This is a genomic window from Rhodococcus sp. IEGM 1241, assembly GCF_033142365.1.
Classification (GTDB): domain Bacteria; phylum Actinomycetota; class Actinomycetes; order Mycobacteriales; family Mycobacteriaceae; genus Rhodococcus_F; species Rhodococcus_F erythropolis.
On the sequence record NZ_JAWLSE010000001.1, the window covers coordinates 215042 to 231418 of the forward strand.

The 16377-nt window shown below is 62.7% G+C and carries 17 protein-coding genes and 1 pseudogene; 12 read left to right on the forward strand and 6 right to left on the reverse strand.

Annotation, left to right across the window (positions count from 1 at the left end):
- Window positions 1-54: 54 nt before the first annotated feature.
- From R4P70_RS00995 to R4P70_RS01020, 6 genes and pseudogenes are all read left to right on the forward strand, one after another.
- Window positions 55-729, forward strand: coding sequence for a DJ-1/PfpI family protein (locus R4P70_RS00995; protein WP_021333271.1), 675 nt, complete (start codon window positions 55-57; stop codon window positions 727-729).
- A 34-nt stretch (window positions 730-763) separates the two neighbouring features.
- Window positions 764-1234: a DUF2269 family protein gene (locus R4P70_RS01000; protein ID WP_308371560.1), complete on the forward strand. Its 471-nt coding sequence runs from the start codon at window positions 764-766 to the stop codon at window positions 1232-1234.
- A gap of 82 nt (window positions 1235-1316) precedes the next feature.
- A complete protein-coding gene (locus tag R4P70_RS01005) occupies window positions 1317-1982 on the forward strand; it encodes a HEAT repeat domain-containing protein (RefSeq protein ID WP_317830728.1) in 666 nt (221 codons plus the stop codon).
- 13 nt (window positions 1983-1995) lie between these two features.
- Window positions 1996-3030, forward strand: coding sequence for a HEAT repeat domain-containing protein (locus R4P70_RS01010; protein WP_019745968.1), 1035 nt, complete (start codon window positions 1996-1998; stop codon window positions 3028-3030).
- A gap of 191 nt (window positions 3031-3221) precedes the next feature.
- Entirely contained in the window at window positions 3222-3716 is a 495-nt protein-coding gene (locus tag R4P70_RS01015) for a hypothetical protein (RefSeq protein ID WP_317559094.1), read from the forward strand.
- A 132-nt stretch (window positions 3717-3848) separates the two neighbouring features.
- A pseudogene (locus tag R4P70_RS01020) lies at window positions 3849-4344 on the forward strand (DinB family protein).
- A gap of 33 nt (window positions 4345-4377) precedes the next feature.
- Here the strand turns inward: R4P70_RS01020 and R4P70_RS01025 are convergent.
- The 4 genes from R4P70_RS01025 to R4P70_RS01040 all read right to left on the reverse strand — a co-directional run bounded on the left by R4P70_RS01025 (window position 4378) and on the right by R4P70_RS01040 (window position 7863).
- A complete protein-coding gene (locus R4P70_RS01025; protein WP_070385078.1) occupies window positions 4378-4839 on the reverse strand; it encodes a DUF6389 family protein in 462 nt (153 codons plus the stop codon).
- Between the two features lie 230 nt (window positions 4840-5069).
- On the reverse strand, window positions 5070-6098 hold the full coding sequence (gene dmpG / locus R4P70_RS01030) for a 4-hydroxy-2-oxovalerate aldolase (RefSeq protein WP_020971280.1): 1029 nt from the start codon (window positions 6096-6098) through the stop codon (window positions 5070-5072).
- Window positions 6095-7039 (reverse strand): acetaldehyde dehydrogenase (acetylating), encoded by a 945-nt coding sequence (locus R4P70_RS01035; RefSeq protein WP_020909649.1) that lies wholly within the window; start codon window positions 7037-7039, stop codon window positions 6095-6097. The genes dmpG and R4P70_RS01035 overlap by 4 nt, the downstream gene beginning before the upstream one ends.
- Window positions 7036-7863 carry a 2-keto-4-pentenoate hydratase gene (locus R4P70_RS01040; protein ID WP_024487713.1) on the reverse strand — a complete coding sequence of 276 codons (828 nt, stop codon included), beginning with the start codon at window positions 7861-7863 and terminating at the stop codon, window positions 7036-7038. Before R4P70_RS01040 ends, R4P70_RS01035 begins: the two co-directional genes overlap by 4 nt.
- A gap of 69 nt (window positions 7864-7932) precedes the next feature.
- Between R4P70_RS01040 and R4P70_RS01045 the strand changes: the two genes are divergently transcribed.
- Window positions 7933-8694 carry an IclR family transcriptional regulator gene (locus R4P70_RS01045; protein ID WP_020909647.1) on the forward strand — a complete coding sequence of 254 codons (762 nt, stop codon included), beginning with the start codon at window positions 7933-7935 and terminating at the stop codon, window positions 8692-8694.
- Here R4P70_RS01045 and helR read toward each other — a convergent pair.
- The gene (helR, locus tag R4P70_RS01050) at window positions 8656-10878 is read right to left on the reverse strand and encodes an RNA polymerase recycling motor ATPase HelR (RefSeq protein WP_317830240.1); all 2223 of its coding nucleotides are present in this window, start codon (window positions 10876-10878) and stop codon (window positions 8656-8658) included. The genes R4P70_RS01045 and helR overlap by 39 nt on opposite strands.
- Before the next feature lie 271 nt (window positions 10879-11149).
- On the opposite strand from helR, the gene R4P70_RS01055 reads away from it, so the two are divergent.
- The 4 genes from R4P70_RS01055 (at window position 11150) to R4P70_RS01070 (ending at window position 14657) form a co-directional block, all read left to right on the forward strand.
- Window positions 11150-11614 (forward strand): hypothetical protein, encoded by a 465-nt coding sequence (locus R4P70_RS01055; RefSeq protein WP_317830241.1) that lies wholly within the window; start codon window positions 11150-11152, stop codon window positions 11612-11614.
- A 177-nt stretch (window positions 11615-11791) separates the two neighbouring features.
- Entirely contained in the window at window positions 11792-12028 is a 237-nt protein-coding gene (locus R4P70_RS01060; RefSeq protein WP_003943084.1) for a CsbD family protein, read from the forward strand.
- A 143-nt stretch (window positions 12029-12171) separates the two neighbouring features.
- Complete coding sequence (locus tag R4P70_RS01065) at window positions 12172-14340, forward strand: catalase (protein WP_317830242.1); 2169 nt, start codon at window positions 12172-12174, stop codon at window positions 14338-14340.
- A 47-nt stretch (window positions 14341-14387) separates the two neighbouring features.
- Window positions 14388-14657, forward strand: a complete 270-nt coding sequence (locus R4P70_RS01070) for a Rho termination factor N-terminal domain-containing protein (protein WP_317830243.1) — start codon at window positions 14388-14390, stop codon at window positions 14655-14657.
- A 57-nt stretch (window positions 14658-14714) separates the two neighbouring features.
- Here the strand turns inward: R4P70_RS01070 and R4P70_RS01075 are convergent, their stop codons facing one another.
- Window positions 14715-15020 (reverse strand): hypothetical protein, encoded by a 306-nt coding sequence (locus R4P70_RS01075; RefSeq protein WP_317830244.1) that lies wholly within the window; start codon window positions 15018-15020, stop codon window positions 14715-14717.
- A gap of 160 nt (window positions 15021-15180) precedes the next feature.
- Here R4P70_RS01075 and R4P70_RS01080 point away from each other — a divergent pair, with 160 nt between their 5' ends.
- Complete coding sequence (locus R4P70_RS01080; RefSeq protein WP_317830245.1) at window positions 15181-16329, forward strand: glutamate--cysteine ligase; 1149 nt, start codon at window positions 15181-15183, stop codon at window positions 16327-16329.
- The last annotated feature ends 48 nt before the right edge of the window (window positions 16330-16377 follow it).

The following is a 16377-nucleotide window of genomic DNA, read 5'->3' on the forward strand; positions in this document are numbered from 1 at the left end:
GTCGTGGGAACAGCGACGTGCACAGGAGCGCGTCGCACAAAATCGGAGGTTGCAGTGCACGCGCAGATCGTGTTGTTCGACGGATTCGATCCCATGGATGTCGTGGGTCCGTACGAGGTGCTTTACGCCGGGGGTCTCGCCAGCGGTGGGGCGTTGAGTGTCGAACTCGTCAGCGCGGAGGGGCCTCGGACCGTCGTGAGCGGAAGTGGTGAACTCGAGATGACCGCCACTGCAACCCTCGATGTCGAACACGCGGATCTGATCGTCGTTCCCGGAGCATCGGGTCTCTTCGAACCCAATGCGGACCAGCCGGGTTCCAGCTTGCCGGAAAGGCTCGCGGCCACAACGGAAACCGAACTGCCTGTCATGATGCGCCGTGCACTCGACGATCCTGGTGTTCTCGTTGCGACCGTCTGTGGAGGATCATTGGCGCTGGCGATGGCGGGGCTTCTCGAAGGGCGTCGCGCCGTGACGCACCATCTTGCCGTGGACGCATTGGCGGCCGGCGGTGTAATTCCGATCCAGGCGCGAATCGTCGACGACGGTGACCTGATCACCGCCGGTGGTGTGACATCCGGTCTCGACCTGGGCCTGTATCTGCTGGAACGATGCCTCGGGCCCCGGATAAGTCTCGAGGTCGAAGCGCTCTTCGACTACGAGCGTCGTGGAACGGTGTGGTCGGCCAAGGGCGCCGAGCCTGTAATCACCTTCGCCCCGGACGCCGCGTGAATACGCTTGAGCGTACCGAAACGCGAGAAATCCCATGACCGGAATCCTGCTGTCCCTCCATGTGATTGCGGCGATTCTTGCCATCGGCCCCGTCGCTGTGGCAGCGAGTATGTTCCCGGTGGCGAGCCGCGCCGCGCTCGCCGATCCGGACAGCGCCAGTGTTGCGACGACGGGCATGCTGCATCGCATCGTTCGGGTGTATGCCACGATCGGCATTGTCGTTCCGATGCTCGGTGTCGCCACCGCCGTCAATCTCGGAGTGCTCGGTGACCTGTGGATCCTCACCTCGATCGCACTCACCGTCGTTGCCGCCGTGATACTCACCGCGGTGGTGCTTCCCGCCCAACGGCTGACAATGGCGGCGATCGAAGGAACCGGGTCCGTTGTGGACGTCGCAACGCGGCTCACCCGTCGGCTGGGCACCGCGACGGGAATCTTCAATCTGCTCTGGGTCGTTGTCGTCGTGCTGATGATCTTTCGGCCAGGATCGACAACCGGCGTGTGATCCGAGGCGACATTTCACGTGTCGGAGGCAGTGACGCTTGACCTTGACACAGTGACAAGGGTTCCACTGGTCGGTGAAGGAGGTGGTTGTCGTGAACACAACCAACCACGGTGGGCAGAATGCCCACCTCGTCGACGCCTTGGCCGCAGCCGATCCCTCGGTTCGACTGCGCGCCGCGCTTGCGGTCGGCACACGCCCGGATCCTCAGTTGACGGATGCCCTGATCGATCGGTGCGCCGTCGAGCCGGACTTCTTCGTCCGCGACATGCTGACCTGGGCGTTGTGCCGCTTGCCGGCTGAAATCACGGTGCCGAGGCTGATCCGTGAGCTCGGGTCCGATGGCTCGCAAGCCCGCAGTCAGGCGCTCCACACTTTGTCCAAGATCGGCGATCCGATCGCGTGGCCCGAGGTCTCTGCGCTGGTCCACGACCAGGACGACGAGGTTGCGCGCAGTGCGTGGCGCGCGGCTGTGGCTCTCGTGCCGGCGGGAGACGAGGGCGCACTCGCGGCCGATCTGGCCACAGAGCTCGGGCGGGGTGAACTGCAGATGCAGCTCAGTCTGAGCCGCGCCCTGACCGGGCTCGGCGAGGCCGTCCTCCCGGTGCTCGACGCGGCCGGTACGAGCCCGATTCCGCGTGTCCGAGCGCATGCTGATGCTACAAAGCAACTCTGGCACGACCCCGACGGTGGATTCGCTCTCTCACACGAGTTGGCGAAGCGCGTCGCGGCAATCGGCCCGGACGCGTAGGAAGGGGAGACGGATGTTGATCGGCGAGGTGTCGCGGCGTTGTGGTGTCAGCACACGGATGCTGCGTCACTACGACACTTTGGGGCTGGTGAAGCCGACGGGCCGCACGTCCGGTGGCTACCGCGAGTACTCCGCTGACGACATCCGTCGCCTCTTCCACGTCGAGAGCTTGAGGACATTGGGGCTCTCGTTGAACGAGGCCAAGCGTGCCCTCGACGAACCAGACTTCGCACCGGCCGATTTGGTGGGTGAACTCATGCAACACACTCGGCAACGGATCGCGGCGGAGGAGGAATTGCTGACCAAACTCGAAAGGGTCGACGCCACCGCCCCTTCGGAGTGGGACGACGTCCTGCGCATGGTCTCGCTGTTGCGTGCACTCGAATCCGAGTTCGCCGCCCACCGTCAGCAAGCGATTCTGTCGCAGGACGCAAATGCGGCATTGCCGGTCGACGCACTCGTCGAGGCCATCCTGTCGGAGAGGGATGCCAACGTGACGGGAGCATTGCAGTGGGCGTTGGCGAGGACCGAAGGTGCGGGCCTTGCAGGTCTGACGAAGGGGCTCGAATCGGAGGACGTCGAGGTTCGACGCCGCGCGACGTCGGCCATATCCGGGATCAACACCGAGGAAGCAACTCGGTCTCTGAAGCGAGCTCTCGATGATTCGGACGCGATAGTCCGCGCCGACGCCGCTCTCGCCCTCGGATCTCGCGGAGAGGCTGTCTCGATGCCAGCTCTCCTCGAGATGGTCGCAGACGGGCGGCGCGACGTCGAGGCAGGCGAGGTGCTCGGTCTTCTCGCTGAGCACTCACCTACAAGCGGCGAGGTCGTCGATGCCGTGCAGGCAAGGCTCGACGGCACTGACGACGCCCCGACGAGGTTGCGAATTACGCAGGCGCTCGCCGAGATTCCCGGCGCGGCAGCACGCGAAGCGCTCGCCAGGATCACCCACGACGACGACAAGACGGTCGCGTCCACGGCAGCAGCGATTCTCGAGATGCGCGATCGAGGACCACGTCGGCGCGAACGACCGCGCATCGGGGACTGACAACGGCGCAGCTAGTGCGGATCGCCCACGCAGAAAAGGTTTCCCGGCGGATCCGCCAGCACGTCCCAGGATGATCCACGCCTCATGCGCTCGAGATCGAAGTCGAGATGAAGTGTATTCCTCACTCGCGCTGCAGAATCGGTCCGACCACCACGTGGCAAGCGATGGTGATCAACGGATAGGGTTCTTACGTGGTGGATCAACGGCGACAGAGTTTGAGACGCAAGTACCTGAGCCTCGGCCTCGGCGAACTGGCCGCCGCGGCCGTATTTGCCGCTGTGGCGGTCGGTGTCGTGATGCCCCGGCTCGAAGGTTCGCGAGACTCCGCGGCGTTGTGGTCGGCGCTGGCCCCACTGCTTGTGATCCTCGTGCAAGCAGGTGTCTATTGGCTGCTTGCGCGGGGCTGGGTCGAGTTGGAGCCGATGCCGGCCCGCCTCGCAGCGCTTTACCGCGTGTTTCGGGTCCTCGATGTTCTCTTGTTGGCGATAGCTCTTCTCGGCGTTGTCATCTGGTTACCAGATCACTCCGGCGCGGCGGTGGGCGTCGTGGCGGTGTGGGCTTTCGGCGTCGTCGAGTACGTCAATTACTTCGTGGCTCGTCTCGCCTATCCGCTGCGGCGGTGGCCTTTCGAGGTCGGCAAGTGGCGGAGACCCCAACTTGTGCGCGACCTGAACTCGGCACGCTGACACCGGCAACCAAGTTGTCTTTGCTGTAACGGCAAAATTTGATGCGGGATCGGAGTGAGTTCGGAAGGATCGGTTCTGCCCATCCAGGAATGAAGCCTCTTCATCGTTCTTCGCCGAGGAAGGAGAATCACCATGGCAACCTCGCGTCGCAGCCGCCGAGATGCCCCACCACCCCCGGACAGGGAATAGCGAGGCAGCCACACTACGAGCGTTTCTCGACTACCTCCGTGATTCGATTGCCGCCAAGGTCGAAGGTGCTCCGGAACCTCAGGTGCGCAACACAATTGTTCCGTCGGGAACAACCTTGCTCGGGCTGGCCAATCATCTGACCTTTGTCGAACGATCGATGTTCCTTGCAGAAAACGTGACGGATTGGAAAGCGACGTTTCAACCGTCATCGGAAGACAGCGTGGACGGTGTCGTCAGTCGCTATCGCGAGACGGTCGAGCGCGCCAACGCAGTTCTCGACGGATGCACAGATCTTGCCGCGCCCATCCCGCGACCGGGGGCGAAACGACCCGCTCCCAGTGTCCGCTGGGCGCTCGTGCACATGATCGAAGAGACCGGACGCCATGCCGGGCACGCTGACATCCTCCGCGAATTGATCGACGGTTCGACCGGACGCTGACGCTGCAACGTGTTCGCCGATGCTTCCGCGCTTTCACCGAGGCGAATGTCCACGGCTGATCTCTGGGCCCACGAGTACAGCGTCGACAGTTCCGTCGGGAGTCGTTACTTCCCAGGGTAGTTCGGTGGCGGTCGAGGGAATGAGCCCGTCGATCCATTTGGCCACGACACCGACGATCACTTTCTCGAGTTCCACACGTGACCACTTTCGCGGTCGATGCGGAACCGGCGGTTCCCAGCCCTCCTCGCCCCAGATCACGCCGAATAGCTCTCTCTCGTAACCGATCTGCTGATTCAGACTGAATGCGTCGGGACCCTCGTATCGTGCCCAGACGCCGAATGTTCCCTCGCCGTCTTGGTCGAGCGAGACGTCGATGACGATCCCTTCGGTGCGCGGGGTTGCCGCGTTGTGGATCGCAGCCAGTCGATCGCTCACTACCCCCGACGCGGTATCGAGGACAGATCTCAATTCGTCACGGTATTCGGTAGGTTCCACGAGCTCAGCATATCGAAGGTATCACCCTGCAGGTCTTGCATCGATGAAGCTGGTTTCCTGAATTCGTCTGTAGCGGATAAGTTTCTACCCTGAGCGTCAGAGATGTCGTGCGACGAACTTTGCCAGCTTTTCGAGTGCCGTGTCGGTGGGCTCTCTCGGCTGAAATGGCAAGTCCCGCCCCCGTCCGGAGACGGGAGCGGGACTCGGGTATCAGCGAACTCGGCAGCGCGTCAGACAGCTTCCTTTGTTGCCTGCGCTGCAAGGGTGAGTGCGATGTCGACGATCATGTCCTCCTGGCCACCCACCAGACGGCGGCGTCCGGCTTCGAGAAGCAGTGTGCGAACGTCGATTCCGTAGCGCTCCGAAGCAGCCTCGGCGTGGCGCAGGAAGCTCGAGTACACGCCGGCATAGCCGAGCGTGAGGGTCTCTCGATCGACGCGGACCGGCCGATCCTGCAGCGGACGGACGATGTCGTCGGCGGCATCCTGTAAGGCGAACAGGTCGCAGCCGTGCTCCCACTCCTCGATGTTCGCGACGGCGATGAAGGCTTCGAGGGGGCAGTTACCGGCGCCGGCACCGTGACCGGCAAGCGAAGCATCGACGCGGGTGACGCCGTTCTGCACTGCGACAACGGAATTGGCAACCGAGAGCGACAGGTTCTCATGCGCGTGGATACCGATTTCGGTGCCGTCGTCGAGGATGTCGCGGTATGCGCGAACACGATCCGCGACGTCGTTCATCACCAGACGTCCACCCGAGTCGGTGACGTAGACGCAGTGCGCGCCGTACGACTCCATCAGCTTGGCCTGCTTCGCCAGTTCTTCGGCCGGCGCCATGTGGCTCATCATCAGGAAGCCCGAGACGTCCATGCCGATCTCGCGGGCGGTTTCGATGTGCTGCGCGGAGACGTCGGCCTCGGTGCAGTGCGTGGCAACGCGAACCGAGCGAACACCGAGGTCGTAAGCATGCTTGAGTTCACTGATCGTGCCGACACCCGGAAGCAGCAGCGTGGTGAGACGAGCGTGCTCGAGTACCTCGGCCGCTGCTTCGATCCATTCCCAGTCGGTGTTCGAGCCGGGGCCGTAGTTGAGCGAGCCGCCGGCGAGGCCGTCACCGTGTGCAACTTCGATCGCGTCGACGCCGGCAGCATCGAGAGCTGTGACGATCCGCTTGACGTCGGTGGGCGAAATACGGTGGCGGACAGCGTGCATGCCGTCGCGAAGGGTGACGTCCTGGACGAAGATCTTGCGGTTGCTCACTTGGTTGCTTCCTTCTGCTGGGCGATGCGCTCCGCGATCTGCATTCCGGCGGACGTCATGATGTCGAGATTGCCGGCGTACGCAGGCAGGTAGTGTGCAGCACCCTCGACCTCGAGGAACACCGACACCTGATGGGTGGGGCGATTGCCGTCGACGAGCAACGTCTCGACGGGCTGGTCGGCCGGGATCTCGGTGATCTGGACTTCCTGCTTGAGGCGGTAGCCCGGAACATAGGCGGAGACGTCGCCGACCATCTTCTCGATGGACTGACGGATCTCCTCGTGAACAGCCGGGTCCGGGGCGTCGACGAGGCAGAACACCGTGTCGCGCATGATGAGCGGCGGCTCAGCGGGGTTGAGGATGATGATGGCCTTGCCGCGGCGGGCGCCGCCGACAGCAACGATCGCCTCGGATGTGGTCTCGGTGAACTCGTCGATGTTGGCGCGCGTTCCGGGACCTGCAGACTTCGAGGCGATGGACGCGACGATCTCCGCATACGCCACCGGGACGACCCGAGAAACAGCCGCAACCATCGGGATCGTGGCCTGGCCACCACACGTCACCATGTTGACGTTGGGTGCGTCCAGGTGCTCGTCTGCGTTGACGGCCGGCACGACGTACGGGCCGATGGCGGCAGGCGTCAGGTCGATCATGCGCTTGCCGAGGGGAGCCAGCCGCGCGTTGTTGGCGACGTGAGCCTTTGCCGAGGTGGCGTCGAAGACGATCTCGATCTCGTCGAAGTTCGGCAGACCGATCAAACCCTCGACACCTTCAGCCGTGATCGGCACGTTCAGACGCGCTGCGCGGGCGAGGCCGTCCGACGCCGGGTCGATGCCGACCATCGCGCCCATCTCCAGGTAGTCGGAGTTGCGCAGCACCTTGATCATCAGATCCGTGCCGATGTTGCCCGATCCGATGATCGCGACCTTGACCTTGCTCATGCGTTGTCCTCTTCGCTGGAAAAACTGGTGGTGACGGAACCGAACCCGGAGACGGTCACGGTGACTTCGTTGCCTGCGGTGACCGGTGCCATGGGGCCGAGTGCGCCGGACAGGATCACCTGGCCTGCAGTCAGCGGCTGCCCCAACTCGCGTGCCGTGCGGGCGAGCCAGACGACTGCTTCGATCGGATCGCCCAGGCAAGCGGTTCCGACGCCGGTGGACACCTCGGTGCCGTCGACGGACATCGACATGACGACGCCGGCGGGTTCCACCTCGTCGAGGGTGCGGCGTTCGGTTCCCAGGACGTACACGCCCGAGGACGCATTGTCGGCGACGGTGTCACCGAATTTGATGTCCCACGACGCGATGCGGCTGTCACAGATCTCGATCGCTGCGACGGCGTAGTCGATCGCCTCGCGCACCTGCGCACTGTCCAGCGGTCCGTCCACGAGGTCGGCACCGAGCACGAAGGCAACTTCCGCTTCGACCTTGGGCTGGATCAAACGACTCATGGGGATGGTGCCGCCGGCGGGGAACTCCATGTCGGCGTACAGAACGCCGAGGTCGGGCTGGTCGACGCCCAGCTGTTGCTGGACTGCCACCGAGGTCAGGCCGATCTTGCGGCCTACGACGACGGCACCCGCCTGCCGACGGATTTCATCGACGCGGCGCTGGACAGCGTAGGCAGCGACGAGGTCGTCGGCGCCGATCAGATCGCGCACCGGTGCGCAGGGAGTACCGCTCGCGATGGCGGCTGCGAGGCGGTCAGCAGCAGCTGAGATGTCCGTCTCGCTCGCTGTACTGGTATTCGTGGGCTGGCTCATGGCCATTACTTTCGCCGTGGCGCCGAGATTGCGCCAGGGAACTGTCTCACTCAGCGATACGCTGGGCAGGTGACTGGCGGCGCAAACCTCGACACCGTGCTCGGCAAGGCGGTGACGATCCTGCGTGCCTTCCGGGCTGACGACCACGTGTTGCCTCTCGCCACCCTGGTCCAACGGACCGGACTGCACAAGGCAACGGTGCACCGCCTGGCCAACGAACTGGTCGCGAACCGGCTACTCGACCGAATCGACGGTGGCTACCGGCTCAGCGGCGGCCTCTTCGAACTCGGCATGCTCGCCTCCCTCGAACGCAGCCTCCTGGAGATGGCGATGCCGTTCCTCCAAGACTTGTACGAGCGGACCCACGAGACAGTTCACCTGGGGGTCCGCGACGGCCACGACGTCGTATACGTCGCGAAGATCGGCGGACACCGGCAAGCCAACTCGCCGTCCCGGACCGGTGGCCGGATACCGCTGTATTGCACCGCAATCGGCAAGGCACTCCTGGCATTCTCCGACAACGAGTTTCGTCGCGAGGTGCTGTCGGAACCGATGACGCGCCGAACCCCGCACACAATTGTTGCGCCCGGCATTCTCAATACCCAACTGAACCGAGTGGTCGAGACCGGTATTGCGTTCGAGCGCGAGGAATCAGCGCCGGGTCTCGCGTGCGTTGCGGCGCCGGTATTCGGGACCAACGACAAACCCGTCGCCGCCATCAGCGTCACCGGTCCCACCAGTCGCTTCGTTCCCGAGAGCCAAGTGCCTTACGTTCGCGCCGCTGCCGAAGGCCTACACAGCACCATCGCTCGCCGCGAACGATTGCGGTGATGTGGCCGTTCCGGCCCGGACGAGCCCGGTCAAGGCCTGCGGCAACGGCCCCTCGTGTAAGACGCCGAGACGTTGGGTTGCGCGGGTGAGGGCGACATAGAGTTCCGACGCGCCGCGTGGGCGGTCGGCGATGATTCGCTCCGGTTCCACGACGAGCACGGCATCGAACTCCAGCCCCTTCGTTTCCGAAACAGGCACAGCGCCCGGCACGTCCGCAGGTCCGATGACGATGCTCGTACCCTCGCGCCCGGCCTCGTCCTGATTGAATTCGCCGATGGCGGAGGCTAGTTCGTCGGCGAATATTTGTCTGGACCACGGCGCGATCCCGCAGGCGCGGACGGACTCGGGTGGCTGCACGTCCGGCGCGAACTCGGCGAGCAGGGCGGCGGCGACGCTCATGATCTCGGCGGGGGTGCGATAGTTCACCGACAGGGATCGGTAGATCCAGCGGCCGGGAACGTACGGCTCCATCATCGTCGCCCACGAGCGGGCACCTGCGGGTGAACGGCGTTGCGCGAGATCACCTACCACCGTGAAAGACCGGTCCGGGCAACGGCGCATCAGGACTCGCCAGTCCATCTCGGACAGCTCTTGGGCCTCGTCGACCACGATATGCCGGTACGTCCAGTCTCGGTCAGCGGCAGCACGTTCGGCGAGTTCCCGGGTATCGCGTTCGACGAAACGATCCGCCAGGTCCTCGGCGTACAGCATGTCCTGGGCGAGAAGGTGGTCCTCGTCGTCCATCAGATCCTCGCGGCTGATCATCATGTCCAGCACGCCCGCTGCATACGCGGCCTCGTCGCGGCGTTCACGTTCGGCACTCTGGTCTACGGGCTTGTCCCGGCCGAGCATGTCCACCAACTCGTCGAGTAACGGAACGTCCGAGACAGTCCAGGCGTCACCGTCCTGGCGAAGCAGCTTCTCGTCCGCGCCTGCCGCGCGTAGTCGCGCGGGAGAAGTAAACAGCTGTGTCAGTAGCTCTTTCGGAGTCAGGATCGGCCAGAGCGTGTCGAGCGCCGCGGTAAATGCGCTGCTTTCCACCAGCTCTGCGGTCAGGTCCGTCCGCACTTGCTCCCAGGCTTCACGGTCACTGCGTGTCAACCACCCCTTGCCGATCCGCGCTATCGCCCGTTCGGTCAGCGCCCAGGTGAGGATTTCGGTGAACACAGTGCGTGCGTCGTTGTGGGGGAGTCCGCTCGAACGGGCTTCTTCTCGGGCCCACTCCGCGGTTTCGGCGTCGATCCGCACCGTGACGTCCGCCAATTCGATCAACAGTGGGTTCTCGGGCAATTGCTGGTGATCGGCAATCGCTGCGCCGAGAACGTCCAGGATCTTCAGCGAACCTTTGAGCCCAGCGGCCTCCGGAGTGTCCTCGGAGGTGACGCGTAGACCGGGAACGAGATCACCGGTGGTCATGAACACCACGTCGGACTCTCCCAGCGAGGGCAGTACGCGGCCGATGTGGTTCAGGAACGCCGGGTTCGGCCCGACCACGAGAACGCCGTGACGTTCCATCCGCTCTCGCTGGGTGTAGAGCAGGTAGGCGACGCGGTGCAAGGCGACGACGGTTTTCCCGGTACCTGGGCCACCTTCGATCACCAGCACCCCGGGGTGTTCGAGTCGGACGATGTCGTCCTGTTCGGCCTGGATGGTTGCCACGATGTCCCGCATTCCCTCACCGCGGGGTGCGTTGACTGCCGCGAGCAGGGCGGAATCGCTGTGCGTGTCGTGTTCTACGCCGTCGGGGCGCCCGAGTACCTCGTCGGTGAAATCGACCACGCGTCGACTCCGGGTGCGGAACTGACGGCGTCGACGCATGTTCTCCGGGTTGGCAGCGGTGGCAACGTAGAACGCGCGAGACGCCGGCGCCCGCCAATCGAGCAGCACCGGTTCGTAGTCGTTGTCCGCATCGAGAAGGCCGATCCGGCCGATGTAGGAGGTCTCGCCCGAAAGCGAGTCCAACCGGCCGAAACACAGTCCGTTGTCGGCTACGTCCAGCCTTTTCACCTCTTTGGCAAGCGCGCGCACCTCGGCGTCGCGTTCCATGAGTGCATCGCCGTTTCCGCGCAGAGCGGTGTTGTACCTGCCTTTGACTCGGGCGCGCTCCGCATCGAGGCGCGCGTAGAGCCCCTCCACATAGTTCCGCTCGGATCGCAGTTCTTCTTCGTATCCCTGGGTTGGCACGTGCCCTCACTTCCGCTGGCTGTTCCGATCCCGTAGTCGGTCGTGCGGGATCGGAAGAGCCATTCTGCGGCACTACCCGGGCCTTGCCGCAAGGCCCCCAGTGGGATATATATTGATAGTGGAAGGGAGTGTCGATCCTCCCTCACAGTTCCTTTAACAGATCCCCCAGACTGACGTATGGCTCCCAGCCTGGTCGATGTTTGGACCCTGAACGCCACGGGTACAAATCTAGTGGCCGGTGTTCCAAAATCGGTTGCCCTCATGAACTTACGTGGATCGAGGGATTGTGAAGGCGATACTGGCAACGGCCGCAAGCATCCTTCTGGTGGTTGCCTTGGCCGTTGCCATCTTGCTTTTCCTTTCCGGATCTCCGCGCGAAGGCACCTCACACGAGCTTGCCGATACGGTGCACACGATCGGCGGAAAGCCGACCACCTGCAGCGAGTTGTTCGGCGAAACGTGCAGCTTCGCTTTGCAGTCGGACTACAACCAGTGGGGACAAGACCTCGACAGTTTCGTCAATGCGGGAACTCTCGGTCCCTTCGCCCGCAGCATCGGCTTCGTGGCGGAGGCAAAGCTGAGCTTGCAAGCATGCGAGATCAGCGCCGCAGCTGGTCGGACGATTCTCGATTTCTACACTCTCGCCGAGATCGACCACCCCACGGCAACAACCACCGACCTCTTCCCCTTCTGGAACGAGTCCCGCCAATTCCTGTGCCCGGTAAACAGTTTCTGAGAACGGTTGATCGCTACTTGAGGAACGACCTCGTCGTTCGGCTACGACGAGTCATGGTCTGCGCCTGGTCGGTGCACGGATGTTTATGCGAATTTCGACGGGGTAGGGCCTTCTGTGTGGGAGTCCTGCCTGTGTGGGAGCCCTGAGCGAGAATCCGAAACGTATTGGAGGGTCGACGTGCCAGATGACAAGAGCGGTCCCAGCGAGGGAATCAAAGGCGTAGTAGAGGACGTCAAGGGTAAGGCCAAGGAGGCCGTTGGTGCGGTTTCCGGAAACGACAGTTTGACCCGAGAGGGCCGCGCCCAGCAGGACAAGGCCGAAAGCCAGCGAGAAGTCGCGAAGAAAGAGGCGGAAGCCGAGAAGGCTCGCGCCGAAGCGGCCGCAGACGAAGCGCGACAGAAGTCCGAGCAATAGCCCTGACGCACTCGTCACCCTCGGCCTGGGATTGATCCCAGCCCGAGGGTGAGTCGTGGCTCCGCGTTCAGTTTGAAATCTCTACTTACTTAGGGCGTAACAAGATTCGTGCGCCCAGCATGACGATCAAGAGGAGCTGTTCGATGCCTTCATCTCAGTCCGTCCCAGGTGCACCGGCCCCGAAAGCGCCGGACCTGAAAGAATCGGTCAAGCCTCGACAGCCGTTGCCGCCCAAGGACGACCAGCGGCAGCCGGAGGTGCGTACCGTCGCGGGTGCCGAAGAGAAGGTGAAGGGAAATGGACGTGGCCAGCGGGGGGAGTACCTCACCACCGCCACCGGTACACGGCTTTACGAGACTGACCACTCACTGACCGCCGGCGAGCGGGGCCCGACTCTTCTGCAGGATCACCATCTGCGTGAGAAGATCACACACTTCGATCACGAGCGAATTCCGGAGCGTGTCGTCCACGCCCGCGGGGCGGCCGCGCACGGCACGTTCCTGGCGAATGGCGCAGCCGAAAACATCTGTAAAGCCTCGTTGTTCGCTTCAGGTGCCAGAACCCCGGTATTCGTACGCTTCTCGACAGTTCTGGGTTCACGCGGTTCGGCGGATACCGTCCGAGACACACGCGGCTTCGCCACCAAGTTCTACACCGACGAAGGTGTATTCGATTTGGTGGGCAACAACATCCCGGTGTTCTTCATCCAGGACGGAATCAAGTTCCCAGACATCATCCATGCCGCGAAACCCCACCCGGACCGGGAGATTCCGCAGGCGCAGAGCGCGCACGACACGTTCTGGGATTTCGTGTCGCTGCACACCGAAGCCACCGCGCACACATTGTGGAACATGTCCGATCGAGGCATCCCGCGCTCCTATCGCATGATGGAAGGCTTCGGCATTCACACGTTCAGGCTCGTGAATGCCGACGGCGAGACGAATCTGGTGAAATTCCACTGGAAGCCGGCCGCCGGAGTGCATTCACTCGTGTGGGAGGAAGCGCAGATCGCCGGCGGTGTGGATCCGGATTTCCATCGACGCGATCTTGCCGACGCCATCGAGGCGGGCGCATATCCGTCCTGGGATCTGGGCGTGCAGGTGTTCCCTGATACCGAAGACGAAATGTTCGAAGGCATAGATCTATTGGATCCCACCAAGATCGTGCCCGAAGAACTCGCGCCGGTTCAGGTCATCGGAACGATGACACTCGACGCCAATCCGACGAACTTTTTCGCCGAGACCGAGCAGGTTGCATTCCATCCGGGCCACTTGGTTCCGGGCGTCGACATCACCAACGATCGTCTCTTGCAGGCGCGTTTGTTCTCGTACCTCGACACCCAGATCACGCGACTCGGTGGCCCCAACTTCGACCAGATTCCGATCAACCGTCCTCACGCGCCTGTCAACGACATGCTTCGCGACGGCTTCCATCAGGACGGTGTGCATACCGGAGTCGCGCCGTACCATCCCAATTCGTTGGACGGTGGGTGCCCGTTCATGGCCTCGGCGGACAGCGCGGCCTATATCGAGGTGCCCGAGGAAGTTTCAGGGCGAAAGGTGAGGCAGGCGCCGGCATCGTTCGACGATCACTTCTCGCAAGCTCGACTCTTCTACCGCAGTCTCTCCCCTGTCGAACAGGAGCACGTTGCGCAGGCGTATACCTTCGAATTGGGCAAGTGCTACGAGGAGAACATCAAGACCCGGAATCTGGGCATCTTGGCGAACATCGACGCGGGCCTCGTGTCGATTGTCGCAGGAGGGCTTGGCCTTCCGGTTCCCGAACCGACGGAGCCGTTGAGTGATCCGGAGCTCAGCCCTGCACTGTCTCAGGTTGGAGCGGAATGGCCGGTAGACGGAAGGATCATCGCGCTACTGGTCGATGAGAACTCCGACCTCGACACCGTGGTCGCCATTCGAGACAAGATCTTCGACGCCGGCATGGTGCCGCTGATCCTCGGCCCGCACGGCGGAACCATCGGGGACGGTGACGACGCGGTGACGGTGCAGCGAACGTACCTCACAGCTCGTTCGATCGAATTCGATGCAATCCTGCTGAGCGGCGACGTTTCTCGGATCGGCGAGGGCAAGTTGGATCCACGGGTGGAGACTCTGCTGAACGAAATGTATCGTCACAGCAAGGCAATTGGTGGTTGGGGTGAGAGCATGAGTGCGCTGGCTGCCGCCGGCATCGACGAGTCTGCATTGGGAGTCGTCGTCGATGCTGACGCGGAAGGAGCCCTCGCCTCACTCGCTCAGCTTCTGAAGACACACCGCGTGTGGGGGCGTTTCGAGGTGCCGCCCACATCCTGAGTGCCGGCCACACCGTCGGAGTGAAGACGAGTGAAGGGACGAAAACAGTGGCTCGCAAGGACTCACAACCTCAACTCAAGGATCAAGAACTCTACGAAGAGCTACGTGAGAAGGGCGATTCCAAGGAGAAGGCGGCTCGAATCTCCAATGCGGCCGCCAATCGAGGGCAGTCGACTGTCGCCAAGTCCGGCGGACAATCTTCGCCGTACGAGGAGTGGACGGTCGACGATCTGAAGAAACGCGCCAAGGAACTCGATCTGCGCGGGTACTCGAAACTGAACAAGGGTGAGCTGATCGAGAAACTCCGCGATCACTGAGCCGGATTCTGCTCGAGTTGTATTCTGCTTGTGCAGAATACAACTCGAGCGTTCGGTTCAGTGCCCTTCTTGATCGAAGAGTTCCTGACCTTCCAGTCGCTTGACCCGACGGTGTTCCATCAAGATGGCCAGTGTTCCGACGACGAAGGACACGACGCACACCGCGCCGGCGATGACTGCCCATCCGCGAAATCCGTAACCTGCTGCCACCAAGGCCAATCCGAGTGTTGCCAGACCCAGCCCGATCAGCAGGTATCCGGGATAGTTGCGCCCGTCGCTGATTGCCTCCCCGACGTGCGATCGATTGGTGTGTTCGTCATTTACCGGTGAACTCCCGCTCATGTTGGTCACGGCGCACTCCATCCTTCGCTCATGAAGACTTGCGATTCTTCGCTCGTCGTCGGTTCACAGGGCAACTACCCGATCGATGGGTGAATGAAACAGATGGAGTAGTGCCGAAGTGCGGAGAAAGCCGTACGCTCGAAGTATCGGGTGTGGAGGAAAACCGGTGCGAGGAAGGCCTATGAATGGGAAGCCGACTCCTGACCTATTCTCGGTAGGTACACCGACTCTCGGTGTCGAGGAGGAGTTTTTGCTCTGCGATCCGCAGACTGGGCGTCCCAGTCTGCGCAACTCCGAGGTTGCTGCTGCCGGGCGAGAACTCGGTATCTCGTTGCAACTCGAACTCACACGTTGTCAGGTGGAGACTTCCACTTCGATCGGCAGCCACATTCGTGACCTTCGTGACCAACTCTGTGAGTCTCGTGCCCTCACCGCCGATGCCGCTGCCCGCGTGGGATGTCAACTCATCGCTGTCGGAACGCCTTTCTACGATCCACCGGTCGGCGAGATCACGCAGAAGTCGCGGTACCAACGGATGGCCGGTCAATTCGGTGCAATCACCGAAGGTGTGATGTGCGGTTGCCACATTCACGTGGGTGTCGAAGATCGAGAACGATCGGTCCAGATCATCAATCATCTGCGTCCATGGTTACCAACTTTGTTGGCATTGACGGCGAACTCCCCGATCAGCGGGGGACGCGATACCGGTTATGCGAGTTGGCGTTACGTTCTGTTCGGCAGATGGCCCAGTTCGGGTCCGCCGCCCTTCTTCGAGTCCGTGGGGCACTACGAAGATGCCGTTGCAGCGATGCTGGAGACAGGGGTCATTCTCGATCCGCACATGGTCTATTGGGACGTGCGCATGTCGGATCACCTTCCCACCGTGGAGATTCGGATCAGCGATGTGCCCGCCACCGTGGAGGAGACGATGACTCTGGCCACACTGGTGCAGGCACTCGTCGGCACCGCATCCGCTGCGATCACCAAAGGTGAGGTTGCGCCTGCCGTCGATCAGGAGCTACTCCGCGCGGCTTGCTGGCGTGCAGCACGCGACGGACTCGACGGCAGGTCGCTGGACGTGGAATCCGTGCGCTTGCTGACTGCACACCAGGCGGTTCGGCGGTTGGTGGATCATGTCGAACCTGCTCTGACCGCATTCGGAGAGTTCGAGCAGGTCACGGCTTCCTTGGACAAGGTCTTCAGCAACGGAAACGGGGCGATCGTGCAGCGCCGGCAACTCGCACGCCGGTCACGGGTGGCTGATGTGATCGACGAGTGCGCCCGACGCACTTTCGAAGGGTGCAGTTCACAAGGTGGCAGTGAGCTGTAGGGCACGGTCGGAATTGGCATTCCAAGACTTCCAATTTCTTATCGAGGT

What these genes read in the sequence shown, in the direction of transcription:
- R4P70_RS01040 (WP_024487713.1), bottom strand. Translation starts at nt 7,863, where the DNA reads ATGAGCCAGCCCACGAATACCAGTACAGCGAGCGAGACGGACATCTCA.
- R4P70_RS01080 (WP_317830245.1), top strand. Translation starts at nt 15,181, where the DNA reads ATGAATGGGAAGCCGACTCCTGACCTATTCTCGGTAGGTACACCGACT.
- R4P70_RS01035 (WP_020909649.1), bottom strand. Translation starts at nt 7,039, where the DNA reads ATGAGCAAGGTCAAGGTCGCGATCATCGGATCGGGCAACATCGGCACG.
- R4P70_RS01075 (WP_317830244.1), bottom strand. Translation starts at nt 15,020, where the DNA reads ATGGAGTGCGCCGTGACCAACATGAGCGGGAGTTCACCGGTAAATGAC.
- R4P70_RS01065 (WP_317830242.1), top strand. Translation starts at nt 12,172, where the DNA reads ATGCCTTCATCTCAGTCCGTCCCAGGTGCACCGGCCCCGAAAGCGCCG.
- R4P70_RS01010 (WP_019745968.1), top strand. Translation starts at nt 1,996, where the DNA reads ATGTTGATCGGCGAGGTGTCGCGGCGTTGTGGTGTCAGCACACGGATG.
- R4P70_RS01000 (WP_308371560.1), top strand. Translation starts at nt 764, where the DNA reads ATGACCGGAATCCTGCTGTCCCTCCATGTGATTGCGGCGATTCTTGCC.